The following is a 25,315-nucleotide window of genomic DNA, read 5'->3' as shown; positions in this document are numbered from 1 at the left end:
ATAAACCAGTATTTGACGGCTATTCCGAATTTTACATTTTTGTTAGTTTTTTGGGGTTGCATTTGAATAAATAAGCACGGCCAGGCGCCTGCATGTCATGCATCAATATGCATATTTTATGCAGATAAGTGAATATGGAAATAATTTTTTCATATTTTTCATTATCTTGATGATCCTCTAAAAGTGAATAAAATGATTCGAGGTTGTATTGACTTTGTTGCGTGTCAGGGCCCAGCATTAGCTCACGCAATACACAAGGTATTAACTGTGAATTAACATATACCCATACAAATAAAATGGCTTATTTCAGTTGTGGTGAAAATATTTGTCATCGCAGCGGGGCGTGTGCGCCCTGAAAACGGCTAAAGGGAAATGGTTAAATTCGACTATTCACGATTGGCCAATTTATGCCGCCGATCCTCGTTCCGGAGAATTGTTATGTCAGGCAGTATCACTCGCGAAGATTTTGATGCTTATATGGTCCCGTGTTTCGCTCCCGCGCCGTTTATCCCGGTGAAAGCGACAGGCTCACGCGTCTGGGACCAGCAGGGTAAAGAGTACATTGACGTGGCTGGTGGCATTGCGGTTAACGCGCTGGGTCATGCGAATCCGGCGCTGGCTAACGCGCTGAAAGCGCAGCTGGATAGGCTGTGGCACATCGGCAACGGCTATACCAACGAACCGGTGCTGCAGCTGGCGAAAACCCTGGTGGAGTCAACCTTCGCCGATAAAATCTTCTTCTGTAATTCTGGTGCTGAAGCCAATGAAGCCGCGTTGAAGCTGGCGCGCAAGTATGCACACGACAAATTCGGCGCCGATAAGAGCGAAATCATCGCCTTTAAGAACTCCTTCCATGGCCGCACTCTGTTTACCGTGACCGTAGGGGGGCAGCCGAAATACTCCAGCGACTATGCGCCATTACCGCAGGACATCACCCATCTGCCGTATAACGACATCGACGCGGTGAAAGCGGCGTTCTCTTCCCGCACCTGCGCAGTTATCGTCGAGCCGATTATCGGCGAAGGCGGCGTCATGCCGGCGGATCCGCAGTTCCTGCAGGCACTGCGCGAGCTGTGCGACGAGCATGAAGCAACGCTGATTTTTGATGAAGTGCAGACCGGCGCCGGGCGTACCGGCCAACTGTATGCTTACCAGCACTACAACGTAGTTCCGGATATTCTCACCAGCGCAAAAGGGCTGGGCGGCGGCTTCCCAATTGGCGCGATGCTGGCGAAAGAGGCCTGGGCGCAAGTGTTCCAGCCGGGTACCCACGGCACGACTTTCGGCGGCAACCCGCTGGCGGCGACCGTCGCTAATAGCGTGCTCGCGCAAATGGATAGCGCGCTGCTGGCGGGCGTGGGCGAACGCCATACCCTTATTGTCGATAAACTCAATGCGCTGAACGCTAAATATGATGTCTTCAGCGCCGTACGCGGGATGGGGCTGCTAATTGGCGCCGAACTGGCAAGTCATCTGCGAGGAAAAGCCAAGGCGCTGACCAATCTGGCGGCGGAAGAGGGACTGATCGCGCTGATAGCCGGGCCGGACGTCCTGCGTTTCGCCCCTGCGCTCAATATTCCCCTGGCGGATATTGATGAAGCCTTCATGCGCCTTGAGCGCGCCGTCGCCCGCTTAATCAGCTAATCCGGGAGACGGCCTATGATGTTATTTCGTCCCGTACGGGAAAACGACCTCGATGATATTGTTCGCCTGGCCTCCCGGGCGGGCGTGGGAATGACATCGCTGCCGAATGATGCCGTGCGCCTTGCCGCACGGATTAAACGCAGCGTAGAAACCTTTGCCGGCAAGCTGACGCGCGGCGAACAGGGGTTTCTGTTTGTTCTGGAAGATACCGAACTGAGCCGGGTTGTCGGCGTTAGCGCCATTGAGGTCGCGGTGGGGCTCGACGAACCGTTCTACAATTTTCGTATTCAGAAGACGGTACGGGCATCTAAAGAGCTTGGGGTTTATAAGCATCAGGAATTGCTCAATTTAAGTTACGACCATACCGGTCACAGCGAACTCTGTACCCTGTTTCTTGACCCGGAGTACCAGAAGAACCGCAATGGCCTGCTGCTTTCCAAAGCGCGGTTTGTCTTTATTGCCGCGTTCCGCGAGTGGTTTTCACGGCATCTGTTCGCCGAGCTGCGCGGGCGCAGCGACGAGCAGGGGAATTCACCATTCTGGGATGCGTTAGGGCACCACTTTTTCGATATTCCCTTCGCCGATGCCGACCGTCTTACCGGGACGGGGATGAAAACCTTTATCGCCGAACTGATGCCGGCTTACCCGATTTACATCTCGCTGCTGCCGGATGATGCCCGCGAGGTAATAGGACAGGTTCATGCCAACACCGCGCCGGCGCGGGCTATTCTGGAAAAAGAAGGGTTTAGCTGGCGCGGGTCCGTCGACATCTTCGATGCCGGCCCGGTACTGGAAGCTGAAACCGATAATATTCGTGCCATCAGAGAGAGCTATTCGCTGCCGGCGCTGCAACTCATGACGCCGCAGACGACGCCAACCATCGTCGCGAATGGACAGTTTGAAAACTTCCGCGCGGTACTGATTGCGCAAGAGACGCCGGGAGCGCTCGATCAGCAGGCGCTGGACGCCCTGCAGGTCAATGCCACCGACCGGGTTCACGCGGTGACACTCAACCCAGAGGAAAACAGATCATGGCGGTAAACGCACATTTTATAGCAGGTAAGTGGCAGCAGGGCGCAGGCGCGCCGTTAACTAAGCTGGCGCCGGAAGACCAGTCCGTTTTATGGCAGTCGCAAAGTGCGGGCGCAGCCGACGTGCAGGCCGCATGCGCCGCCGCGCGCGAGGCGTTTTATGGCTGGTCGCATCGTCCATTAAGCGACCGCATTGCCGTGGTTCAACGTTTCGCGGCGCTGCTGGAAGAGAATAAAGAGGCGCTGGCGACGTTAATTTCCCGTGAAACCAGCAAGCCGCTGTGGGAAACCCGCACCGAAGTACAGGCGATGATCGGCAAGGCCGGGATTTCTATTGATGCCTACGCCGAACGTACCGGTTATCGTGAGTCCGCTCTGCCGGACGGCAAAGCGCTGCTGCGCCATAAGCCGCACGGCGTGATGGCGGTGTTTGGCCCTTACAACTTCCCGGGGCATCTGCCGAACGGCCATATTATCCCGGCGCTGATCGCCGGTAACACCGTGGTATTTAAACCGAGCGAATTGACGCCGGCGACCGCGGAACTCACCGTTCAGCTATGGCAGCAGGCTGGGATCCCTGATGGGGTGCTAAACCTGGTGCAGGGGGCGAAAGATACCGGCCAGGCCCTGCTGGAAAACCGCGATATCGACGGGGTGCTGTTTACCGGGAGCGCCGCCGCTGGCTTCCATTTCCACCGCTACCTCGGCGGCCAGCCGGAGAAAATGTTGGCGCTGGAGATGGGCGGCAATAATTCGCTGATCGTGGCCGACGTTGTCGATAGCGTTGCGGCGCTGAACGTGATTATTCAATCGGCCTTTATCTCCGCCGGGCAGCGCTGCACCTGCGCGCGTCGTTTACTGGTACCGCGCGGTGAACAGGGCGATGCGCTTGTTGAACAACTGATTGATGCCAGCCGGCAGATTCGCGCAGGTAAATGGAACGCCGAACCGCAGCCGTTTATGGGCGGGGTGATTTCGCAAAGCGCCGCGCAGGGCATGCTGGCGGCGCAGGCGAAGCTGGAAGCGCTGGGCGGCAAAGTGCTGCTGCGCATGAGTCAGCCGGATCCTCACTCTACCGTGTTAACGCCGGGGATTATCGACGTTACCGGGATTACGGTACCGGATGAAGAGTACTTCGGCCCGCTGCTGACCGTGATTCGTTACGACCGGTTCGATGAGGCGATCGCGATCGCCAATAACACCCGCTACGGCCTGGCGGTGGGGCTGATTTCCGCCGACCCGGCGCTGTTCGACAAGCTGGCCGACGAAGCGCGCGCCGGGATCGTTAACTGGAATAAACCGCTCACCGGGGCCTCCAGCAAAGCGCCATTCGGCGGTGTCGGCGCCTCCGGCAACCATCGCGCTTCGGCGTGGTATGCCGCCGATTATTGCGCCTGGCCGATGGCTTCTCTGGTCAGCGAAACGCTGACGCTGCCGGCGGCGACGTCGCCAGGTCTGCCATTCTGATAACCGTTTTTGTGAGGACACTATGTCTGGATTTGAAGCGAATTTTGACGGCCTGGTGGGGCCAACGCACCACTACGCCGGGTTGTCGGTAGGCAACGAAGCGTCACAAAACAACCGCGACGGTTTATCTAACCCGAAGAAGGCGGCGCTGCAGGGACTTTATAAGATGAAGACCCTGGCCGATCGTGGCTTTGTACAGGGCATTCTGCCGCCGCAGCCGCGGCCAAATATGACGATGCTGCGCAGTATTGGTTTTCAGGGTAGCGACGAGCAGGTGATCCAGCGTGCAGCTAAAGAGGCCCCGCAGCTATTGTCGGCCTTTAGCTCCGCTTCCTCGATGTGGACCGCCAACGCCGCCACCGTGTCGCCGTCGGCCGATAGCGCTGATGGAAAAGTGCATTTTACGGTGGCGAACCTCAACAATAAGCTGCACCGCATGCAGGAGGCGCCGATCACCTCGGCCATCCTCAGGGCGACCTTCGCCGATGAACGCTACTTCGCGCATCACGCGGCGCTGCCGCAGCATGGCGATTTAGGTGATGAAGGGGCGGCGAACCATAACCGTTTCTGTGGGGATTATGACCGCCAGGGCGTGCAGTTTTTTGTCTATGGTAAGCGCGCCAGCGGCGGCATTGCGCCAGCTAAATACCCCGCGCGCCAGACGCTGGAGGCCAGCGAAGCGGTGGCGCGTCTGCATCAGCTCGACCCGCAGTACACCGTATTCGCTCAGCAAAATCCGCAGGCTATCGACCATGGTGTATTCCACAATGATGTTATCGCCGTCAGCAACCGCCACGTGCTGTTCCATCATCAGCACGCCTTCCTGCAGCAGCGGGAGGTGCTGGCGACGCTGAAGGAGAGCAACGCCAGTCTGAATATTCCATTCACCAGCGTTGAAGTCCCTGACGAGCAGGTTAGCCTCGATGACGCGGTGGCCTCTTATCTGTTCAACAGCCAGTTACTCAGCAAAGCCGATGGCAAAATGTTGATTGTGGTGCCGGAAGAGTGCCGTCAGCGTGAAAACGTCTGGCGTTATCTCTCTGCTCTCGCCGCCGATAGCGCATCGCCTATCGATGAAGTGGCGGCATTCGATCTACGTGAAAGCATGCGCAACGGCGGCGGCCCGGCCTGTTTACGTCTGCGGGTGGTGCTTAATGACGCTGAGCGTGCGGCGGTCAACGCTCACAGCCTGATGAATGACGAACGATACCAGCAACTGACCGCGTGGGTTGAAAAGCATTATCGCGATCGCCTGCATGCCAGCGACCTCGCCGACCCGCAGCTGCTGCGCGAGGTTTATCAGGCGCTGGACGAGCTGACGCAGATTTTACATCTGGGCGCGATTTATGACTTCCAGCGATAAGGGGCCGGGAATGGAACAAAACGTCAACGATTTACTGCATTGTAAACTGCAGACATGGACCTTTCCGCCGACTATCGAAGCCAGTTGGTTAGGCGATGGCATTCTGCAACTGCTGCCAAAAACGTCATGGCGACAGGCGACGGTGCTTTCTGCCGGGGTGCACGGTAACGAAACCGCGCCGATTGAAATGTTGCTGCAGATCCTGCAGGGGTTAAGCCATGGCGAACAGCCGCTGACCCAGGCGCTACTGGTGGTGTTCGGCAATTTGCCCGCCATTCGCGCCGGCCGTCGCTATCTGCATAACGATCTCAACCGGCTGTTTGGCGGCCGCCATCTGGCGGCGATGCCCGGGAACGAGTCGCGTCGCGCTTTTGAACTGGAGATGGCCGTACAGGCCTTCTTCCGTAGCGCCGATGTCCACGGCAAGGTGTCGCGCACGCATCTCGATCTGCATACCGCCATTCGCGGGTCGAAATATCGGCAGTTTGCGCTGCTGCCCGCTCATGATGGCGACTACAGCGCAGATTTTTATCAGCTGTTGCAGGCCAGCGGTATGGATGCCATCGTGCGCCATACCGAACCGGGCGGCACCTTTACCCACTTCACCAGCGAGAAGTTCGGCGCGCAAAGCGCCACGCTGGAACTGGGGAAGGTGATGCCATTCGGTGAAAATGATCTGCGCTTGTTTGCCGCCACCGAACTGGCTATCGGCGCGCTGATCGCCGATGGCATCATGCCGCCGCGTAGCAAAGCGCCGGTCGAATACTTTGTGGTGCAGCAGAGCATCATCAAGGGCGAGAACGGTTTTACCCTGAATCTCGACCCGAAAATCGAAAACTTTACCGCGCTGCCGGCAGGCTATGAAATCGCCCGTCAGGCACAGAAAACCTGGGTGGTCAATGCCGACGCCCCCTACATCCTGTTTCCGAATGCGGGCGTCGCCGCCGGTCAACGCGCCGGGCTGCTGCTGACCGCTACCGCGCCAAGCCTTTCCATGCCTGCTTGAAGGAATCAACATGACTGAACATCAACGCGAGGGGCAGGTTCATCCTGCCGCCGACGGGGAGTGCCCGTCGCAGCTCAAACGCGGCCTTGGCGCCCGGCACATTCAGATGATTGCGCTGGGCGGCGCTATTGGTACTGGACTGTTTATGGGGGCGGGCAGAAACATCGCCGTCGCCGGAACATCCATTCTGCTTATCTATCTACTGGTAGGTTTCTTTACCTATATGGTGATGCGGGCGATGGGGGAGCTGTTGCTGACCCGCCTGGATTACCGTTCGTTTGCGGATTTCGTCGGCGACTATCTTGGCCCGCAGGCCAGTTTCTATCTGGGTTGGACCTACTGGCTTAGCTGGGTGGTGACCTGTATCGCCGACGTGGTGGTTTGCGGTAGCTATATGCAGTACTGGTTCCCGGAGATGTCGGCGTGGATGCCCGCGCTGAGTACGCTTGGGATCCTGTTCTTGTTTAATCTGTTGTCGGTAAAGATGTTCGGCGAGGCCGAATTCTGGTTTGCGCTGATTAAGGTCATCACCATTATCGCGCTGATTTTGACCGGCGCGTGGATGATTGCTATTGGCTGGACTTCGCCGGATGGCGTGAAGGCTTCGTTAGGTCATATTACCGACCCGACGGCCTTTATGCCCCACGGCGTGACCGGTTTCTTCGCCGGTTTCCAGATAGCGATTTTCTCCTTCACCGGTATTGAGCTGCTCGGCACCATGACGGCGGAAACGCGCGATCCTGAGCGCATCCTGCCGAAGGCGATTAACGCGCTGCCGCTGCGCATCATTATTTTCTATCTGCTGTCGATGGTGGTCATTATTGCCGTGGCTTCATGGCCTGGCGTCTCGCCGGATGCCAGTCCGTTCGTGACCCTGTTCGCCAAGGCCGGGCTACCTGCCGCCGCCGCGGTAATTAACTTTGTCGCCTTGACGTCGGCCATGTCGTCGGCGAACAGCGGCGTTTATTCCAGTACCCGCATGCTGTACGGTCTGTCGGTGGAAAAACATGCGCACTGGCAGTTCCGTATACTCTCACGTAATACCCGCATTCCGGTACGTAGCCTGCTGTTCTCCTGCTTCTGCATGCTGAGCGGTACGTTACTGCTGTTCCTGGTGCCAAACGTGATGACGTTGTTCACCATCGTTTCAACGTTGGCGGCGATCATGGTGGTTTTCAGCTGGGGTATGATCCTCGTGGCGTACCTGGTGTATCGTCATAAACGTCCGGACCTGCACGCGCGGTCGAAATTCAAAATGCCGGCGGGAGTAGTGATGTGCTGGCTGAGCCTGCTGTTTTTCGCCTTCTCAATCTTCATTATGATTTTCGACCCGGATACGCTGCTGGCGCTGATAGCTTCGCCGGTGTGGTTTATTGCGCTATGGTGCTTCTGGAAAGTGAAACAGAAGCGCGAAGGGCAACTGGCATTGGATAACGCCAGTGCCTGATGATACCCGGCAGCTGAAGCGTGGCTGCCGGATTTTCTTTTTTGCCATAGCGCGGTTTATGATGTCGCCCGACACTTCATTGTTGGATCAGGACAGAAGAAGGAAAGGGTATGACAGAGCATTTCCCGGCGCTTTCACACGACACGTTAGCGGCGGCCAATCTCATCGGCGACTGGTTGGCGCAGGATGATTTGCCGCAGAATGCGCAGCCGCAGATTGCGGTGTTGGCCGGTAACGCGGTGATCCCGACCATTGACGCCGCCTGTCGGCTCGCGGCACAGAGGCAGATTCCACTATTGATAAGCGGCGGTATTGGTCATTCGACGACCTTTCTATACGACGTCGTACGAAAGCATCCGCACTATCAGGCGCTGCAGGTAGAGGGGCGTCCGGAATCGCATATCCTGGCGGATATCGCCGAACGTTTCTGGCAAATACCGCGCGATCGCATCGTGGTGGAAGACCGTTCAACCAACTGCGGCGAAAACGCGTGGTTTACCCGCCGGTTATTGGAAGAGCGTGGGTTGGATCATTCCTCTGGCGTGGTGATTCAGGATCCGACCATGCAGCGTCGGACGATGGCGACGTTTGCCCGCGTCTGGCAGGAGGCACCGGCGAAGCCGCAGTGGTGGAGCTATCCCGGTTGTTCGCCGCGGCTTGAAAACAGCGCTGCTGGCCTGAGATTCAACGGAGACGATAGTGGATTGTGGCCAGTGGGGCGTTATCTGGCGCTGCTGCTTGGCGAGCTGCCGCGTCTGCTGGATAACGCGCAGGGTTATGGCCCCAACGGTAAAGGGTTTATTACCCACGTCGATTTCCCACGCGATGTTAGCGCGGCGTGGCAATGCTTGCGTGAAGATACGCTATTGAGCGAGGCGCTGAACGCCAGAACGCTGGGGTAGGGAGCAAGGCGGATAGCCGCAGCTATCCGCTGGTTCTGAGTTTACTTCGCGAATTTATCCAGTACGCGGACAAGCTGGGTAACAAAGCCGTACTCGTTATCGTACCAGGCCACGGTTTTCACGAGCTGTACGCCGCCGGCCTCCATGATCTCCAGTTGAGTCGCATCATAGATTGAGCCGAAATGGCTGCCGATAATGTCGGAGGAGACAATTTCTTCTTCGGTGTAGCCAAAAGATTCATTGTTCGCCGCCGCATTTTTCATGGCCTGATTAACCTCTTCAGCGGTGACTTTCTTCGCCAATACGGAAACCAGTTCCGTCACTGAGCCGGTTTTAGTCGGCACGCGCTGGGCGTGACCTTTCAGTTTCCCGCTGAGTTCCGGGATCACCAGACCGATGGCTTTTGCCGCCCCGGTGGTGTGCGGAATAATGTTTTCCGCCGCCGCTCGCGAGGCGCGCAGGTCTTTGCCGCGCGGCCCGTCGACCAGAGATTGCGTCCCGGTATAAGCGTGAATAGTGGTCATGGTGCCCACGGTAATGCCGAAGGCATCGTTCAGCACTTTAGCCATTGGCGCCAGGCAGTTGGTGGTGCAGGATGCAACCGAGATGATGGTGTCATCCGGGCTCATGGTGTCGTCGTTGACGTGATAAACGATGGTTTTCATCTCGCCGGCAGGGGCGGATATCAATACTTTTTTCGCGCCGGCGGTCAGATGCGCCTGCGATTTTTCCGCCGACGTATAGAAACCGGTACATTCAACAATCACCTCAGCGCCTGCGGCTTTCCACGGAATATGCTGAGCCTCTTTTTCCGCATAAACGGTGATTTTTTTACCATTAACGATCAGCGCATCTTCTGTAAAATCAACGCTCCATGGGAAAGGACCGTAGTTAGAGTCATGTTTAAGCAGGTAGGCTAAGACTTTCGGTGAGGTGAGATCGTTGATGGCCACGACCTCCAGCGGGCTATTTACTTCTAACAGGCGGCGAAGTACTAAACGTCCTATACGACCAAATCCATTAATCCCAAGTTTGCTCATGGATATTCTCCTGGTGGTGAAGTTGATACGTTAAAACTTCTTCAGGCAGAGCGGGAAGAGTAAATCCTACCTTTCAGTGGCTTAGCAGTTCACCTGAGGTGTTTCTATTGCTAAGTTACCTGCCTGAAGCGTTTTCGGTAACTGTCACGTGGAGCTAGATGGTGCGAAGGAAGTATAACGCCGGGTCGGAGGTGGTTCCAATGTTCTTACCGCGACAGTACAACAAAAAGAGTGCCTACCATTGTTCGCTATTTCATGCGGCGTTGAGTGGTAAATATGATCTACATCACAATAACAGAAATTAGAAAAAGCGCAGAAGGATATAGCTACATCGAGGCTGTATTGATAACTATAGCGGTGGTTCAGCACAATATTGATAATGAGAATGAATATCATTCATTGACATCTGGTCATATTAATGTAACCTTGCATTAGGAATAATACAGGGATGAATAGAAAATGGATTGCTGCCTGAGGAATAATTATCAACCCATAGCTTAAAAATTTAAAAATCATGCCGAAATCCCATCCTGCTGGCATGAAATGCGGGAAGGAAAATCTGCAGGGTAAATCATAATGCGGGTGTTTAAAGATATTATCCTTGCCGGGAGTATTCTCTTTTCTATCTTATATTCTGTTTTCTCGTTGTGCGATGTTTTGTTGATGATGCAGATATTTTATCGGCACCCAGAGCACTGCTGCCTGTGTTTGCCGTTGGATGTATATATTTTCTGAGCAATGCTTATTTTTGGCTATTGAATTACATAAGGAATATGAAAGATGAAAGAGCTGACAAATAAACAGTTGGGTATGGTCTCCGGTGCAGGGGGGGATATTGGGCGGGAAATTGCTCAGGGAATCGGCGCTGGAGCTGGCACATTTGTAGGCGGAACTCCTGGTGCCATAACCGGTGGGATCGCAGGGGGACAGGTTTATGACTGGGCTGCAACAAAAACACCGGACCCAGCGATGTCCCCATCTGGTTTGGGCGGAACGCTCAAACAAAAACCAGCTAACCTTCCATCCGAAGCGTGGAATGCAGCAGCAGGCAGAGAATGCTACTGGAGTCCGAATAACCTCAATGATATTTGTTACTGACAGATGCTGATTGGCGTACGGGTATAAACCAGTCTAAAAGCGAATAAGGATAGCTGTTAGCGTATGGAAGAGCATGTTATCAGCTCTTCCATCTCTTAACCTTTAAAACTAGCCATAATTAAAGTTTGTCAGTCGAGTGGGAGTCGTCCACGCCTTTTGGCGCCGATGGAATAAAAAATGAACGTTGACGGATATAACCGCGAGTACAATATTGCAAGAAACAAAGCCGTAACCGGCTGTTTTGCCATGTTTGCGCTATTTTTTGGCATCACATGTTTGCCGCTTTTTTTCGAGGGCAGCAAAGACCTTATGATAACGGGATATCTCTATCCACTACTTTTCGGACTGGAGTTTCTGGCAATTGCCCCCCTTTATTATCTCTATTTCTACAAACGCGAGGGCATGGGGAGAGGGAATTTTCGTTTCGGCATTTTTATTATACTTTTCCTGTGTATTCTGTTGATCCAATTTCTGTTGCCTTTTGTCACTGCAGGCTATCAGACTGAAAACTGGTCAGCTTCACAGATGCGACTGGATGGGCATGTATTCTGGCTAAATGCCATTGTGATGATTCTATTGGTTCCTGTTTATGAAGAGATGGTCTTCCGCGGCTGTCTTTTCAGTGTGTTTAAATACTGGCTCGGGAATAACAATTATGCGGCGGCTGTCGCTGTGTCTGTTGTATTTTCAGCCTGTCATTTACAGTACATAGACTGGCGATCGTTCCTGATATTATTTCTGGTTTCGCTGATGCTGGTTATCGGGAGAATAAAAACCGGCGGAATACTGATGCCAATTATTCTTCATGCGCTGATGAACGCGGTCGTAATTGGTATTCAGTATGTGTCATTCCTCCAGTATTCCGGAGAGGCTTAGCCATAGCGGGAATGAAATATGTTTCGTAAGGAAGCGCTCGAAAACAGGGATAAAATATGGTGTGGCAAAGCAGTATTACTACCGGGACTCTCCTCTCGGCTGGTTATAATTACCAGCGCGCTTTTTTTCGTCTGCTTCATTGTTTTAATTAGCACCGGCACTTATACACGACGTATTAGCGTGCAAGGTGAAGTTACCACCTGGCCGAGACCGGTTAATGTCTATTCCGGTGTCCAGGGATTTGTCGCGACACAGTTCGTCCGGGAAGGGGACCCTGTAAAAAAGGGTGATCCTGTTTATCAAATTGATGTCAGTAAAAGTACACGTAGAGGCGTGGTCAATGAGACTCAACGACAGGATATCGAAAACCAATTGAAGCGCATCGCCGAGATTATCACTCGCCTTAGAGAGAGTAAGGAAACCACTTTGCGGATGCTTGAGCAACAGAAAATACAGTATAGCGCCTCTTTTGAACGCTCGGCAGGCATTGTCAGGCGCGCTGAGGAGGGAATAAAATTAATGAAAAATAACATGGATAATTACCGACGGTACCAGCAGCAGGGGTTGATTAATAAAGACCAGTTAACCAGTCTGGTGGCCTTGTACTACCAGCAGCATAATAGTTTGCTCAGCCTGAGCGCGCAGCATGAACAAAATGCTCTACAGTTAACCAATCTGGAAAGTCAAATTCAGACGCAGGCGGCGGAATTTGACAATCGGGTTTATCAGATGGAACTGCAGCGTTATGAGCTACAGAAAGAGCGGATTAATACTGATGCGGGAGGCGATATTATCATTCGTGCCTCATCAGACGGCAAAATTGATTCATTAAGCGTCACCCCAGGTCAGATGGTCAGCGAAGGCGACAGTCTGCTGCAGATAATTCCAGAAAAAATACAACGCTATTATTTGGTTCTTTGGGTACCCAATGAAGCCGTTCCATATATTTCAGTCGGTGATAGGGTGAATATACGCTACGAAGCCTTTCCGGCTGAAAAATTTGGTCAGTTCTCGGCAAAAGTCACACTCATTTCCCGGACGCCTGCCTCCTACCGCGAAATGCAGACCTATACGACCGCCCCGATTAACTCTGCGGCAGGTGCGGCTGCTTACTACAAAGTTGTGATTAGTCCAGAAAAGCAGGCTGTCAGCTACGCCGGCAAGCGTCTGCCTCTGGAAAATGGCATGAAGGCACAGAGCACGTTATTTCTGGAAAAACGTAAAATCTATCAGTGGATGCTCTCGCCATTCTACGATATGAAGCGCAGTGTTACGGGGCCGATTCATGAACCGTAACCACTTCATATCATCCATCGAGGAGAAATTGGATCTGAAATTTCGGCGGCGAGTCCCGGTCGTTCATCAGACAGAAACGTCAGAATGTGGACTGGCCTGTCTGGCGATGATATGCGGACATTATGGTCGTAATATCGACCTGATCGCCCTACGTCGCCAAATAAATCTGTCTGCCCGTGGAGCCTCGCTTGCCAGTGTTCAGCAAACCGGGATTGAGTTAGGGATGGAAAGCCGGGCATTGTCACTGGATCTCCATGAACTTAATGCTCTCAGAATGCCCTGTATCCTGCACTGGAATTTTAATCATTTCGTGGTGCTCGTCAGCGTACGTAAGAATCGCTTCGTGCTTCATGATCCAGCCAGGGGGCGAAGAACTGTCGGGACCGATGAAATGTCACAGTGCTTCACCGGAGTGGCGCTGGAGGTCTGGCCCGGCAGTACATTTGTGCAGGAAACGATAAAAAGCCGAATCGGAATACGGGCGTTAATCAGCAGCGTGCAGGGTATCCGGGGCGTACTGAGCAAAATTTTCTGTCTGTCGCTGATTATTGAAGCTATCGGCCTGGTGATGCCTGTCGGTACCCAATTGGTAATGGATCATGCTATTCCTGCGAATGACCGGGGACTGCTCATGCTTATCTGTGGAGTCCTGATGTTTTTTATTTTGGGGCGTACTTTGGTTAGCGTGATCCGCGCATGGTCATCCCTTGCGATGGAGTCATTGATAAATGTGCAATGGCAGTCGGGGCTATTCCGTCATCTGCTTCAGTTGCCGTTGACCTATTTTGAGCGACGAAAGATGGGCGATATTCACTCCCGCTTCAGCTCGTTGGATGCGCTTCGCGCCACGTTTACAACCAGTGTGGTGGGGGCAATGATGGACAGCATCATGGTTGCCGGTCTCTTGTTGATGCTTATCCTGTACGGTGGAAAATTGACGGTTTTTGTACTGGGCTTTACAGCGGTATATGTCTTCATTCGTATATTGACCTATAGCCGGTACCGCCAGCTGTCGGAAGAAGCGTTAATCGCCGGAGCCCGTGCTGGTTCATATTTTATGGAAACACTCTACGGAATAGCTACGGTTAAAATGCAGGGAATGGCAGAACGGCGTGGGAGCCACTGGCTGAACCTGAAGATTGATGCCATCAATACCGGTATCAGACTCAGCCGTCTTGATATGTTCTTCGGCGGCATTAACACGTTTGTGGCGACGTGCGATCAGGTGACTATTCTGTGGCTGGGCATCAGTCTGGTTATGGAGAACCAAATGACCATCGGCATGTTTGTGGCATTTGGCGCATTCCGCGCACAGTTTTCTGACCGGATAGGATCGCTGGTCAACTTCTTATTACAGCTGCGTATGATGAGCCTGCATAACGAAAGGATTTCGGATATCGCGTTGAATGAAAAGGAAGAAAGAAAACCAGATTCAGGATTAAAGGCAACCATGTCTCCGGCCAGCCTGGAGATTAAAGCGCTAAGCTTCCGTTACGACAGCCAGTCAGCACCCGTCTTTAGCGGCCTCAGTTTCAGGATTCGAGCAGGCGAGAGTGTGGCCATTACCGGGCCCTCTGGTTCGGGGAAAACCACGCTGCTTAAAGTACTGTGCGGCTTGTCTGAACCGATATCAGGGGCTGTCTTAATGAATGGTACGGATATCAGGCAACTGGGTATAAATAACTATCATCGCTTGATCGCCTGCGTGATGCAGGATGACCGGCTGTTTTCTGGCTCTATTCGGGAGAATATCTGCGGATTCACTGAAAATGTTGATGATGCCTGGATGAGAGAATGTGCCCGGACAAGCAGCATTCATGACGTGATATTGGCTCTGCCAATGGGGTATGAGACTTTAATCGGAGAACTGGGGGAGGGGCTATCTGGGGGACAGAGACAGAGGATTTTTATTGCCCGGGCGCTTTACCGCCGTCCGGATATATTATTCATGGATGAAGCCACCAGCGCACTGGACGCAGAGTGTGAAAAAGACGTCAGTCTGGCAATGAAAAAGTTGAATATAACCCGAATAATTATTGCTCACCGTGAAACGACCCTGCAAACCGCGGACAGAATCATCACCCTCGGCGAATCCGATTAACAGCCAATATCCTACTCTATTGCGGGCATTTGGTTCGCTATGTGGTTGAATAATGAACACAAGGCGGGATGGCTGGAGTGACGGGGCCTGTAGCGAGTTATCCACAAACTATGCGATCTGATACCGACTCGTTTTGTGGATAACCTCAAATCTTTCGGGATACTTAATTCACTCTGCGTTATAAGTTTGCGCTATACATCACGATAATCAATGTCTTCACTCGGTACCCTTAATATAAGAATACTTAAACAAGGGGAATAGCATACCAATGAAAAAGAGCATTGCACTGACTATGGTGGCGCTGGCTTGTCTGGCGGCCAACGTCCAGGCAGCTGAGAAACTTGCTGGTAATGAAATACTTGCGGTACAAAAAGGCGGGGTGCCGGATAAAGTCTATACCCAGCATCAGCCGAAACTACGTATAGCAACCTATAATATTGGCAAGAATGAAGCTTCTGATAATGTGGCCGATTTTACGGCACTTAATTCAGCGATTAAAAAAATTAACGCCGATATTATCGCCGTTCCGGAAGTCGATAACAAAACCCAGCGCAGCCAGAAAATCGATCAGCTTAAGACGATTGCCGATGCCAACAATATGCATTATGCCTTTGGTAAAGCGCTTGATTTTGACGGCGGAGAGTACGGGCTGGGGCTGCTGTCAAAATACAAAATCCTGCATTCTCAGGTGGTGAAGCTGCCGTCAGGCAATGCGGAACAGCGCGTGGCGCTACTGGCGCAGGTTGATGTACCGGGTTTTGATTCCGCGCCGATTATTATGGTGACCCATCTCGACTGGCAAAAAGATCCCTCCATGCGTACAGAGCAGGCTCGTTATCTTCTCGATTTGAGTATTGGCGATGCGGCGTCTGATTTTAAAGATATCGCTTCTTCAATTAAGATCCTGGCCGGCGATTTCAATTCAACCCGTGAAGAACAGCCGGTGAAAGAGATCGGTTATTTCTTTAACGAAGTGTCGAAGCAGGGGACGGATACGCGTAGCTGGCCTGCCGTTAACCCGGCTATTGATATCGACCATATTTTCACCTTCAAAGGGCAAAAGTGGGATGTGAAGAAGCTGGAGATTCCGCATAACTCGACGGAATTTAACTGGTCAGCGGCCAGTGACCATCTGCCGGTCATTGCTGAACTGCAACTCACCGAGCAGTAACATCGCCCAGGGCTCTTTGCAAAAGAGCCCTGATGCTATTCAATTCGCGCTAACGCTGTTTTTTAAGCCTCGGTAAAGGTTAATGAAAATTTAAGGGAAGGCGGTTATGTTAACAACATCACACTTCCATTAAGGTTTATTCATGCGCGATAAATATTCTGGCCTGCAGATAGGAATTCACTGGCTGGTCTTTTTACTGGTTGTCGTCGCCTACGCGGCGATGGAACTGCGCGGTTTTTTCCCGCGCAGCGACCGTCCGGTGATAAACATGATCCATGTCTCCTGCGGCATTTCCATTTTTGTGTTGATGATTGCACGACTGCTGGTGCGCCTGAAGTCTCCGGCGCCGCCGATTGTTCCTAAACCCTCGCCGATGATGACCGGTTTCGCCCATCTTGGCCATCTGGTGATATATCTGCTGTTTATCGCGCTACCGTCGATTGGCATGGCAATGATGTATTACCGCGGTAACCCGTGGTTTGCTTTCGGTCTGACGATGCCCTTTGCGGCGCAAAGCAACTTCGCTTTGGTCGACAGCCTTAAGGGGCTGCACGGCTTACTTGCCAATATCGGCTATTTCGTGATTGGCCTGCACGCGCTGGCGGCGCTGCTGCATCACTATTTATGGAAAGATAATACGCTGCTGCGCATGATGCCGCGCAAGCGTTGAGTACTACGCCTGACATGCCTGAACCCGCCAACCGGCGGGTTTTTTGTTTCCGTTAACTCGCCAATAAATGATTCGTGAAATGTTACTTATGCTGCAAATTTGTATCTAATATGTAAATAAAAATGTCTAAACGAAACGAAAGGTTCTATAAGAATCTCAGTGCGGTGGATTGAATCCAGCCGGGAGGTCGTCGAAACGACACCCAGGCACGTTCAGCGGTATCCGCAGCGTCATTGGCTAAAACGCCTGCATTTTCAATACCGATGAGCAAAAGGAAAACCTGACATGACCGATAATATACCGGCCACTTCCCCTCCTGTCGCCGATGCGGGGGGCGCTGAACGCTTGAGCCCGCGCGAACAGGTGGTTATCAATAAATTGTTCCGTCGCTTAATTCCTTTTCTGTTTCTGCTTTTTATCTTTTCATTTCTTGATCGTATCAATATCGGCTTTGCCGGGCTCACCATGAGCCAGGATTTGGGACTGAGTAGCACCATGTTCGGACTCGCGACAACGTTGTTCTACGCGATGTATGTCATCTTCGGTATTCCCAGTAACATCATGCTGGGGATCGTTGGCGCCCGCCGCTGGATCGCCAGCATTATGGTGGTTTGGGGGATAGCATCGACCGCGACCATGTTCGCGACCGGGCCAAATAGCCTGTATCTGCTGCGCATGCTGGTGGGGATTGCCGAAGCCGGCTTTCTTCCGGGGCTTCTGCTCTACTTAACCTTCTGGTTCCCGGCGTACTACCGAGCGCGTGCTAATGCGCTGTTTATGATTGCCATGCCGGTGACGATGGCGCTGGGGTCGCTGGTCTCCGGCTATATTCTCAGTATGGATGGCATGCTGGCGCTTAAAGGCTGGCAGTGGCTGTTCCTGCTGGAAGGATTTCCATCGGTGCTGTTGGGGGCGGTAGTCTGGTTCTATCTTGACGACAGTCCGCAAAAGGCCAAATGGCTCACCGATGAGGACAAACGTTGCCTTAGCGAGATGATGGAGAAGGACAAACTACGACTGGTACAACCGAACGGTAGCGCCAGCCTGAGCGCCCTGCAGCAGGGGAAAGGCAGCCTCTGGCGCGACGTCTTCACCCCGGTGGTGTTGATGTATACGCTGGCCTATTTCTTTCTCTGTAATACCTTAAGCGCGCTCAGCGTCTGGACGCCGCTGATCCTCAAGAGCTTTAATCAGGGCAGCAGCAATATCGCCATCGGTTTGCTTAGCGCCGTACCACATATCTGTACCATTGTGGCGATGATCTGGTGGAGTAAACGTTCTGACCGCTTACAGGAACGTAAGCTGCACACGTTATTGCCCTATCTGTTTGCCGCCGCGGGCTGGATGCTGGCGGCGCACGGGGCAAATAGCGTGATGCAACTGTTGGGGGTAATTATGGCCTCGGCAGGGGCCTATGCGGCGATGGTGATATTCTGGACCACGCCAGATCAGTCCATCAGCCTGCGCTCACGAGCGATCGGCATTGCGGTGATTAACGCGACGGGTAATATGGGATCGGCCATGAGTCCGCTGTTATTCGGCTGGCTGAAGGATTTAACCGGCAGCTTTAACGCCGGATTTTACCTCGTGGCCGGGTTCCTGGTATTGGGGGCGCTGGTGGTATCGCGCATCCCAATGAAGGCCAGCCGTCCGCGAGCGACGCCATAAAAAACAGGAGTAGCGATGAGAGTGAGACGCGCGGTACCCGATGAAGCCCCTGCGTTGTGGAATATCCGTAATCAGGCGATTCGCCATGGCTGTCGTCAAAGCTATGGCGCTGAAGTGATTCACGCCTGGACGCCGGAACAGATGCCCGAGGGGTATCGTCACGCCGTTGCCGATAATCCGTTTTATATCGTGGAAAATACGTTGGGCCAACCTATCGCGACCGGCTATCTCGATATTGGGTCCTTAAGCGTGGAAGCGATCTTTACGCTGCCGGAGTGGGGCGGGCAGGGATGCGCGGATTTGATCATGGCGGCGGTTATTGCTGAAGCTCGCCGACGGGGGCTCGAAACCATTACGCTTGAGGCGACCCCCAATGCGGCGGGCTTTTATCTACGCCATGGCTTTGTTTCACAAGGCGAAAAGAGCCATTATTCGAAAATGGCCAACGCCGAGCTACGCTGTATAGCCATGAGCCTCACTCTCGATTAAGGTAAACCTGCGCCGCTATGCTATGGTTGTTAGCGGCGTTTCAATTTGCCACTTTAACTAAATAAATATAGTATACCCCCCTATATGATATGGAGGGCATCTCGTGCCACATTCACCAGAAGACAAGAAGCGTGCGCTTAGCCGCGTACGCCGTATTCGCGGGCAGGTTGAAGCGCTGGAACGCGCGCTGGAGTCCGGCGAACCCTGCATGACTATCCTGCAACAGATTGCCTCCATTCGCGGCGCCGCCAACGGTTTGATGGGCGAGCTGGTGGAGATGCATCTGCAGGATGAACTGGTTAGCGGCGATACCACCCCGGACCAACGCGCCGCCCGCATGGCGGAAGTCGGTCACCTGCTACGATCCTATTTAAAATAAAATCACGACGAGGAATGGACAGTATGAAATCACGTGCAGCAGTTGCCTTTGGCCCCGGTCAGCCGTTAAAAATCGTGGAGATTGACGTCGCGCCGCCAAAGAAAGGCGAAGTTCTGGTAAAAATCACCCACACCGGCGTTTGCCACACCGATGCTTTTACTCTCTCTGGCGACGATCCGGAAGGCGTGTTCCCGGCGGTGTTGGGCCATGAAGGCGGCGGTATCGTCGTTGAAGTCGGCGAGGGCGTGACCAGCCTGAAACCTGGCGATCACGTTATTCCGCTGTATACCGCCGAGTGCGGCGAATGCAAATTCTGCAAGTCTGGCAAAACTAACCTCTGCCAGGCGGTCCGCGCCACGCAGGGGAAAGGTCTGATGCCGGATGGCACCACGCGATTCTCCTATAACGGCGAGCCGATTTATCACTATATGGGCACCAGCACCTTCAGCGAATACACCGTTTGCGCCGAGATTTCTCTGGCAAAAGTTAACCCGCAGGCGCCGCTGGAAAAAGTGTGTCTGTTGGGCTGCGGCGTCACCACCGGTATCGGCGCGGTACATAATACCGCGAAGGTGAAAGAGGGAGACAGCGTCGCGGTGTTCGGGCTGGGCGGTATTGGCCTGGCGGTGATTCAGGGCGCGGTGCAGGCGAAAGCCGGACGCATTTTGGCGGTCGACACTAATCCGGATAAATTTACCCTCGCCAAAGAGATGGGCGCCACCGACTTTATCAACCCGAACGACTACGATAAACCGATTCAGGACGTGATTGTCGAGCTAACCGATGGCGGCGTTGATTTCAGTTTTGAATGTATCGGTAACGTCAACGTCATGCGCGCGGCGCTGGAGTGCTGCCATAAAGGTTGGGGTGAGAGCGTCATCATCGGTGTCGCGGGCGCCGGTCAGGAAATCAAGACCCGTCCGTTCCAGTTAGTCACCGGCCGGGTATGGCGCGGATCCGCCTTCGGCGGGGTGAAAGGGCGTAGCCAGCTACCGGGAATAGTTGAAGACGCGATGGCGGGTAAGATTCGCCTCGATCCGTTTATCACCCACCGGTTGCCGCTCGACCAGATCAACGAAGCCTTCGATCTGATGCATGAAGGTAAATCGATTCGTACGGTTATTCACTTCGGTGATAACTAAGTATTGCTGATAGCGAAACCCGGGCCATCTATCGCCCGGGTTGACTTCTGGTTGCGTTAATACTTGCGCCAGTGCTCATAGCCGGATTGCCAACGTCGCTGCTCCCGCCGCTCTCTCTCACGCTGAATATCGGATTTTTGATCTTCCCAGATGGGACAATCAGGGCCGTTTGCCACTTCGCAGGGGACCGAGACATCGTTTAGCGGATTGACCTTTCTCTCTTCCCACAGCGTCGGGTCGCGTAAATCCACTTCTGGCGCTTTCAGCGCCTGGGCCGAGGTGGTTGCGGCTAATAAGAGTGCGCCGATCGGCAGGTGATAGAGGGCTCCTTTCATCTTTTATCCTTGTCATGTTGTTATTGATAACTGTTCGCAATAATAACATAACGTAATAAAACATTCTAAAATCAGAACCTGCCGAAGAAACTTATAGTGCTGACTCAGGGATCATATTGATCTTAAATTCTCCCGGCATAGTCGATATCGCTTCTACGGTTAAACCGTTTTTATCGGTTCTGCCCTTAAAGACTATACCGTCTGGCGTGGTGATTTGGTAAGGGAGATAGGGCAGCGGCATACCCGTATGCGGATTCTTCAACACAAAGTCGTGGCGATAAAGCTGTGGTGGTTCCTCGTTGGCGCATCCCGATAGTAACGCGGCCAAAAGCAGCGCGCTTGAGCCTTTCATCAAAACCATGATGGCTTCCTCCCTGTTTATCCAGCCTGAGAAATGAGCTTCCATAGTAACAAAAGCCTGAAGATCGGCGCCTAAATGGAATCTGAAACCGGGGAGATAAAGAAAGGCCCCTGAACGGGGCCCTGGTTTTATTTTTGATCGGGTAAAGCGTAAGCGATGATGTAATCGCCGCGATCGGGAGACTGACGCGCGCCGCCGGCGTTGATAATGATGTACTGCTTACCGGTTTTCGGTGAAACGTAGGTCATCGGGCCGGATTGGCTGCCCACCGGTAGGCGAGATTTCCAAATCTCTTTGCCGTTGGCGGTATCAAAGGCGCGCAGATAGAAATCCTGGGTGCCGGCGAAGAACAGCAGGCCAGACTGGGTAGATAGCGAAGCTCCCAGCGTTGGCATGCCGATAGGGATCGGCATATGCATGCGGATACCCAACGGACCGGTATCTTCTACCGTACCCACCGGAACCTGCCAGACCAGCTTACCGCTTTTCAGATCGACCGCCGACATGGTGCCGAACGGCGGCTTTTGGCAGGGGATACCCAGCGGCGACAGGAAACGCTCACGCATTGCGCCATACGGCGTACCTTCCATCGGTACGATACCCATTTCGATACCGCTGGCATCTTTGGCCACTTTCGCTCGCGGTACCATGTAGTTAGCCAGTCCAAGGCGCATGTCATTGACGAACATCAGGCCGTTATTCGGATCGACCGACACGCTGCCCCAGTTCATTCCGCCAAGCGAGCCCGGATATTGCAGGGAGCGGTCTTCACCCGGCGGTGTAAAGACACCCTGATGGCGCATCTCTTTGAACTGAATACGGCACAGCAGCAGGTCAACCGGGGTGGCGCCCCACATATCCGATTCTTTCAACGTTTCGTTGCCGATCATCGGCATGCCGACGGAGTACGGTTGCGTCGGCGAGTAGCGTTCACCTTTAACGTTACCAGCCGGGACCGGACGTTCTTCCACTTTAGCGACCGGTTCGCCCGTCGCGCGGTTAAGCATAAAGATCATACCCTGCTTGCTGGTTTGCACCAGTACCGGCGTCGTACCGCCTTTACCGTCCGGCAGATCGTACAGCAGCGGTTGCGAAGGCAGGTCGAAATCCCACAGATCGTGATGGGTGGTCTGGAAATGCCAGCGCACTTTACCGGTGGTCGCATCGACCGCAACGATTGATGAGCTGTATTTATCATCCAGCGCCGTACGTTCGCCGCCGAAGAAATCTGGCGTGGCGTTACCGGTTGGCAGATAAATAAGATTCAGTTTGGCATCGTAAGACATTGCAGACCAGACGTTCGGCGTCCCGCGCGTGTAGGTCTGTCCCTCCGGAGGTACGCCGGTCAGCTGCGGATTACCCGGATCCCAGGCCCAGGCCAGTTTACCGGTATGCACGTCAAAAGCGCGAACTACGCCCGGTGGTTCACCGGTGGAGTAGTTATCCGCGATGCGACCACCAACGACAACAAGGTTACCGGCCACCAGCGGGGTAGAGGTCTGCTGATAATAACCAGGTTTGATTTCCCCCATGCCGACGCTGAGATCGACGGTACCGTGTTCGCCAAATGCTTCACAGGCTTTACCAGTATCGGCATCGATTGCGATCAGACGCGCATCGGTAGTCGGCAGGAACAGGCGGCGGGCACAGGCGGCAGGCTGAGTCCCGGCAACGGCATTAGCCTGTGCCTGGCTATCTTCGTAGTAGCCTAAACCGCGGCAACGTTGCCAGTTCGGCGCCGTCGCTTTCGAGTCGTAGCGCCATTTTTCTTTGCCGCTATCGACATCCAGCGCCAGGACTTTGCTATATGGCGTACAAACATAGAGTGTATCGCCAATCTGCAGCGGCGTATTCTGGTCTTCCGCGCCGGAACCGTTACTCTGCGGAATATCGCCGGTATGGGCAATCCAGGCAACCTGTAGCTGGTTGATATTGTTTTTATTGATCTGATCCAACGCGGCAAAACGGTCGCCGTGAGTGGTATTACCCCAGTGCTCCCAGTTTTTTTGTTCTTCACCTGGCTGTACCGGTTTTACCGGCACGGGTTCGCTGGCGCTGACCAGCGGCTGGGATTTGAACATCCAGCCAAAGCTGACCAGCAGTACCACAGCCAGCACGCCCGCGAGGGTGAAGGCCGCGCCTTTTTTGGCCGGAGCGCTGGAAAGGAAAGGCCAAACAATGGCGCACAGAAAAGCCAGAACGCCAAGCGCAAACAGGCGTGAGAACAGCGGCCAGTAGGTCCAGCCTGCGTCGCTGATAGCCCAAACAATGGAAGCTGCGAAGGCGACGGCATAAAGAACGATACCGCCGCGACGATTGCGGAAAATAAGCAGGGAGGCGATAACCATCACCAGTCCCATAATGGCGAAATACCAGGTGCCGCCGACGCTTGCCAGTTTGGCGCCTAAAATGCCGATTGCCAGACCGATGATTAACATCAGTCCGGCGAGTAGCCACTGCAGGATCCGGGGGAATCCGCGCGGCACGTTGCCCGTAGCCATGTTGTCTCCTTATACCACCCCTTGCCAGGCGTGTACCAAATGAATCAAGTGCAAATGGAAATTGCTTTTGAGTGAAGCTCTTTAAAGCTTCATAAAGGTGATTTCAAAAGATGAATTCATTTCACATGAACCAAATGGTGAAATCATGGCTATGATAAATCTGTTAATGAAATGAGCGCAAATGTTAATGAATGATTTCGCACTAATTGATTAGCGCGATGTATATATTAAGTGGCAGAAGAATGAACGTAGCGGTGCCGTTACCCCAATGTGTTGATTCGGGGTAACGGCCATTGAGGGTCAGGCAGGCATGGATTTGCGTATCGCGCTCAGTAGAGTTTGCGCCCCCTGCGACAAGCTGGCGTCCACCCGGGTAAGAATACCGATCGGCTCGCCGGCGCCTTCGGTGGCGATAGGTAATGAGGTTAACAAACCGCGACGCAGGTCGTCTTTTACCGCGCCGGAAGGGACGAACCAGACATAGTCGTAATCGACGGTGAGCTGGCGCGAAAGCGAGGCCGACAGCGTTTCAATACAGCCGGGGGGAATTTTACAGCCCTGGCTTTGCAGTAGCGTTTCCGCATTCTGCCGCGGAATGGTCCCTTTTGGTGAGACCACTACCGGCCATTCCATCACCCGGCTGAGCGTTACCGTCTCCTGCAGTAGCGGGTGGCCGGGGCGGACGACCAGTTTTAGCGATTCAAGAAACAGCAGTTCATAGTTGAGGCCGCTCATGAGCTCCGGATCGGACATGCGCCCAATACCAATATCGACATCGCCGGATTTCAGCCCCGCCAGCAGCATGGTGTTATTCATGGTGGCGACCTGTAAGGTGATGTCTTTTTGCTGTTTATGAAATTGACCAATCACCGTAGGCAAAATACCGAGCGCTGCGGTTGGCAGGGCACCAATTCGTACCACATCGCTATTCATGCCCTCTTTACGATTGAGAGCCTGGCCCGCGGTATTGAGGGCATCCAGCACCTTGACCGCATGGGTAAGAAACTGTTCGCCAACCAGCGTCAACTGCGCGCCAAGCCGCCCGCGCTCAAAGAGCCGGGTACCGGTCAACTGCTCAAGCTCGTTGAGGGTTTTTGATAGCGCAGGTTGGCTAAGATTCAGGGTTTCTGCCGCCCGCCCCAGGGTTCCCTGTTGTGCGACGGCGACAAAAGTATGTAAATGGCGCAAGCGAATGCGCTGACTGAAGAGACCATTTTTTTCCATAATCGATGTTAAAAACAGAGCTGTCTCGGTAGCAAGCGAAGTTGTTTAATTTTGATAACTAGTTAGCAAAATATTATTAACATTTGATCTTATTGTCTTACAAG

General features: G+C 53.5%; 22 protein-coding genes. 17 read left to right on the top strand and 5 right to left on the bottom strand.

Annotation, left to right across the window (positions count from 1 at the left end; all coding sequences use genetic code 11):
• The first annotated feature begins 438 nt into the window (after positions 1–438).
• The 7 genes from PGR29_RS02665 to PGR29_RS02635 all read left to right on the top strand — a co-directional run bounded on the left by PGR29_RS02665 (position 439) and on the right by PGR29_RS02635 (position 8,860).
• Entirely contained in the window at positions 439–1,644 is a 1,206-nt protein-coding gene (locus tag PGR29_RS02665; RefSeq protein ID WP_316424005.1) for a bifunctional succinylornithine transaminase/acetylornithine transaminase, read from the top strand.
• Between the two features lie 18 nt (positions 1,645–1,662).
• The gene (gene astA / locus PGR29_RS02660) at positions 1,663–2,685 is read left to right on the top strand and encodes an arginine N-succinyltransferase (RefSeq protein ID WP_316424336.1); all 1,023 of its coding nucleotides are present in this window, start codon (positions 1,663–1,665) and stop codon (positions 2,683–2,685) included.
• A complete protein-coding gene (gene astD, locus PGR29_RS02655; protein WP_316424004.1) occupies positions 2,676–4,142 on the top strand; it encodes a succinylglutamate-semialdehyde dehydrogenase in 1,467 nt (488 codons plus the stop codon). The genes astA and astD overlap by 10 nt, the downstream gene beginning before the upstream one ends.
• A gap of 22 nt (positions 4,143–4,164) precedes the next feature.
• The gene (gene astB / locus PGR29_RS02650; RefSeq protein WP_087859486.1) at positions 4,165–5,505 is read left to right on the top strand and encodes an N-succinylarginine dihydrolase; all 1,341 of its coding nucleotides are present in this window, start codon (positions 4,165–4,167) and stop codon (positions 5,503–5,505) included.
• Positions 5,506–5,515: 10 nt separating this feature from the next.
• Entirely contained in the window at positions 5,516–6,511 is a 996-nt protein-coding gene (gene astE / locus PGR29_RS02645; RefSeq protein WP_316424003.1) for a succinylglutamate desuccinylase, read from the top strand.
• A 10-nt stretch (positions 6,512–6,521) separates the two neighbouring features.
• Positions 6,522–7,958, top strand: a complete 1,437-nt coding sequence (locus tag PGR29_RS02640) for an amino acid permease (protein WP_087859488.1) — start codon at positions 6,522–6,524, stop codon at positions 7,956–7,958.
• A 110-nt stretch (positions 7,959–8,068) separates the two neighbouring features.
• Positions 8,069–8,860 carry a YdcF family protein gene (locus PGR29_RS02635; protein WP_316424002.1) on the top strand — a complete coding sequence of 264 codons (792 nt, stop codon included), beginning with the start codon at positions 8,069–8,071 and terminating at the stop codon, positions 8,858–8,860.
• 41 nt (positions 8,861–8,901) lie between these two features.
• Here the strand turns inward: PGR29_RS02635 and gap are convergent, their stop codons facing one another.
• Positions 8,902–9,900, bottom strand: a complete 999-nt coding sequence (gene gap / locus PGR29_RS02630; RefSeq protein ID WP_015366361.1) for a type I glyceraldehyde-3-phosphate dehydrogenase — start codon at positions 9,898–9,900, stop codon at positions 8,902–8,904.
• 780 nt (positions 9,901–10,680) lie between these two features.
• On the opposite strand from gap, the gene PGR29_RS02625 reads away from it, so the two are divergent.
• The 10 genes from PGR29_RS02625 to PGR29_RS02580 all read left to right on the top strand — a co-directional run bounded on the left by PGR29_RS02625 (position 10,681) and on the right by PGR29_RS02580 (position 20,790).
• The gene (locus tag PGR29_RS02625; RefSeq protein WP_042894619.1) at positions 10,681–10,998 is read left to right on the top strand and encodes a colicin V family bacteriocin; all 318 of its coding nucleotides are present in this window, start codon (positions 10,681–10,683) and stop codon (positions 10,996–10,998) included.
• A gap of 177 nt (positions 10,999–11,175) precedes the next feature.
• The gene (locus PGR29_RS02620) at positions 11,176–11,874 is read left to right on the top strand and encodes a CPBP family intramembrane glutamic endopeptidase (protein ID WP_087859490.1); all 699 of its coding nucleotides are present in this window, start codon (positions 11,176–11,178) and stop codon (positions 11,872–11,874) included.
• Positions 11,875–11,892: 18 nt separating this feature from the next.
• Positions 11,893–13,170, top strand: a complete 1,278-nt coding sequence (locus PGR29_RS02615; protein ID WP_316424001.1) for an HlyD family secretion protein — start codon at positions 11,893–11,895, stop codon at positions 13,168–13,170.
• Complete coding sequence (locus PGR29_RS02610; RefSeq protein WP_316424000.1) at positions 13,160–15,271, top strand: peptidase domain-containing ABC transporter; 2,112 nt, start codon at positions 13,160–13,162, stop codon at positions 15,269–15,271. The genes PGR29_RS02615 and PGR29_RS02610 overlap by 11 nt, the downstream gene beginning before the upstream one ends.
• 268 nt (positions 15,272–15,539) lie before the next feature.
• Positions 15,540–16,442 (top strand): endonuclease/exonuclease/phosphatase family protein, encoded by a 903-nt coding sequence (locus PGR29_RS02605; RefSeq protein ID WP_113373251.1) that lies wholly within the window; start codon positions 15,540–15,542, stop codon positions 16,440–16,442.
• 142 nt (positions 16,443–16,584) lie between these two features.
• Entirely contained in the window at positions 16,585–17,112 is a 528-nt protein-coding gene (gene cybB / locus PGR29_RS02600; RefSeq protein WP_113373252.1) for a cytochrome b561, read from the top strand.
• Positions 17,113–17,397: 285 nt separating this feature from the next.
• Positions 17,398–18,780 (top strand): 4-hydroxyphenylacetate permease, encoded by a 1,383-nt coding sequence (hpaX, locus tag PGR29_RS02595; protein ID WP_316423999.1) that lies wholly within the window; start codon positions 17,398–17,400, stop codon positions 18,778–18,780.
• A 15-nt stretch (positions 18,781–18,795) separates the two neighbouring features.
• Entirely contained in the window at positions 18,796–19,269 is a 474-nt protein-coding gene (locus tag PGR29_RS02590) for a GNAT family N-acetyltransferase (RefSeq protein WP_316423998.1), read from the top strand.
• A 103-nt stretch (positions 19,270–19,372) separates the two neighbouring features.
• Positions 19,373–19,648 carry a metal/formaldehyde-sensitive transcriptional repressor gene (locus PGR29_RS02585; RefSeq protein ID WP_015705585.1) on the top strand — a complete coding sequence of 92 codons (276 nt, stop codon included), beginning with the start codon at positions 19,373–19,375 and terminating at the stop codon, positions 19,646–19,648.
• 23 nt (positions 19,649–19,671) lie between these two features.
• Positions 19,672–20,790, top strand: a complete 1,119-nt coding sequence (locus PGR29_RS02580; protein WP_316423997.1) for an S-(hydroxymethyl)glutathione dehydrogenase/class III alcohol dehydrogenase — start codon at positions 19,672–19,674, stop codon at positions 20,788–20,790.
• Positions 20,791–20,846: 56 nt separating this feature from the next.
• On the opposite strand, the gene PGR29_RS02575 is transcribed toward PGR29_RS02580, so the two are convergent.
• From PGR29_RS02575 to PGR29_RS02560, 4 genes are all read right to left on the bottom strand, one after another.
• Entirely contained in the window at positions 20,847–21,125 is a 279-nt protein-coding gene (locus PGR29_RS02575; protein ID WP_087859498.1) for a hypothetical protein, read from the bottom strand.
• 91 nt (positions 21,126–21,216) lie between these two features.
• Positions 21,217–21,531, bottom strand: a complete 315-nt coding sequence (locus tag PGR29_RS02570; RefSeq protein WP_228302256.1) for a hypothetical protein — start codon at positions 21,529–21,531, stop codon at positions 21,217–21,219.
• An 83-nt stretch (positions 21,532–21,614) separates the two neighbouring features.
• Positions 21,615–23,987: a glucose/quinate/shikimate family membrane-bound PQQ-dependent dehydrogenase gene (locus tag PGR29_RS02565; RefSeq protein ID WP_316423996.1), complete on the bottom strand. Its 2,373-nt coding sequence runs from the start codon at positions 23,985–23,987 to the stop codon at positions 21,615–21,617.
• A 300-nt stretch (positions 23,988–24,287) separates the two neighbouring features.
• Complete coding sequence (locus tag PGR29_RS02560) at positions 24,288–25,211, bottom strand: LysR substrate-binding domain-containing protein (protein WP_045382604.1); 924 nt, start codon at positions 25,209–25,211, stop codon at positions 24,288–24,290.
• Positions 25,212–25,315 lie beyond the last annotated feature (104 nt).

Origin of the sequence: Klebsiella sp. 141203, from assembly GCF_032601985.1 — a bacterium.
Classification (GTDB): Bacteria; Pseudomonadota; Gammaproteobacteria; order Enterobacterales; family Enterobacteriaceae; genus Klebsiella; species Klebsiella aerogenes.
The sequence above is the reverse complement of the archived record's forward strand: the minus strand, read 5'-3'. Positions and strand labels throughout refer to the sequence as shown.

Excerpts from the sequence above, each read along its gene's own strand:
- PGR29_RS02665 (WP_316424005.1), top strand. The coding sequence starts at position 439 with ATGTCAGGCAGTATCACTCGCGAAGATTTTGATGCTTATATGGTCCCG.
- astA (WP_316424336.1), top strand. The coding sequence starts at position 1,663 with ATGTTATTTCGTCCCGTACGGGAAAACGACCTCGATGATATTGTTCGC.
- astD (WP_316424004.1), top strand. The coding sequence starts at position 2,676 with ATGGCGGTAAACGCACATTTTATAGCAGGTAAGTGGCAGCAGGGCGCA.
- astB (WP_087859486.1), top strand. The coding sequence starts at position 4,165 with ATGTCTGGATTTGAAGCGAATTTTGACGGCCTGGTGGGGCCAACGCAC.
- astE (WP_316424003.1), top strand. The coding sequence starts at position 5,516 with ATGGAACAAAACGTCAACGATTTACTGCATTGTAAACTGCAGACATGG.
- PGR29_RS02640 (WP_087859488.1), top strand. The coding sequence starts at position 6,522 with ATGACTGAACATCAACGCGAGGGGCAGGTTCATCCTGCCGCCGACGGG.
- PGR29_RS02635 (WP_316424002.1), top strand. The coding sequence starts at position 8,069 with ATGACAGAGCATTTCCCGGCGCTTTCACACGACACGTTAGCGGCGGCC.
- gap (WP_015366361.1), bottom strand. The coding sequence starts at position 9,900 with ATGAGCAAACTTGGGATTAATGGATTTGGTCGTATAGGACGTTTAGTA.
- PGR29_RS02625 (WP_042894619.1), top strand. The coding sequence starts at position 10,681 with ATGAAAGAGCTGACAAATAAACAGTTGGGTATGGTCTCCGGTGCAGGG.
- PGR29_RS02620 (WP_087859490.1), top strand. The coding sequence starts at position 11,176 with ATGAACGTTGACGGATATAACCGCGAGTACAATATTGCAAGAAACAAA.
- PGR29_RS02615 (WP_316424001.1), top strand. The coding sequence starts at position 11,893 with ATGTTTCGTAAGGAAGCGCTCGAAAACAGGGATAAAATATGGTGTGGC.
- PGR29_RS02610 (WP_316424000.1), top strand. The coding sequence starts at position 13,160 with ATGAACCGTAACCACTTCATATCATCCATCGAGGAGAAATTGGATCTG.
- PGR29_RS02605 (WP_113373251.1), top strand. The coding sequence starts at position 15,540 with ATGAAAAAGAGCATTGCACTGACTATGGTGGCGCTGGCTTGTCTGGCG.
- cybB (WP_113373252.1), top strand. The coding sequence starts at position 16,585 with ATGCGCGATAAATATTCTGGCCTGCAGATAGGAATTCACTGGCTGGTC.
- hpaX (WP_316423999.1), top strand. The coding sequence starts at position 17,398 with ATGACCGATAATATACCGGCCACTTCCCCTCCTGTCGCCGATGCGGGG.
- PGR29_RS02590 (WP_316423998.1), top strand. The coding sequence starts at position 18,796 with ATGAGAGTGAGACGCGCGGTACCCGATGAAGCCCCTGCGTTGTGGAAT.
- PGR29_RS02580 (WP_316423997.1), top strand. The coding sequence starts at position 19,672 with ATGAAATCACGTGCAGCAGTTGCCTTTGGCCCCGGTCAGCCGTTAAAA.
- PGR29_RS02575 (WP_087859498.1), bottom strand. The coding sequence starts at position 21,125 with ATGAAAGGAGCCCTCTATCACCTGCCGATCGGCGCACTCTTATTAGCC.
- PGR29_RS02570 (WP_228302256.1), bottom strand. The coding sequence starts at position 21,531 with ATGGAAGCTCATTTCTCAGGCTGGATAAACAGGGAGGAAGCCATCATG.
- PGR29_RS02565 (WP_316423996.1), bottom strand. The coding sequence starts at position 23,987 with ATGGCTACGGGCAACGTGCCGCGCGGATTCCCCCGGATCCTGCAGTGG.
- PGR29_RS02560 (WP_045382604.1), bottom strand. The coding sequence starts at position 25,211 with ATGGAAAAAAATGGTCTCTTCAGTCAGCGCATTCGCTTGCGCCATTTA.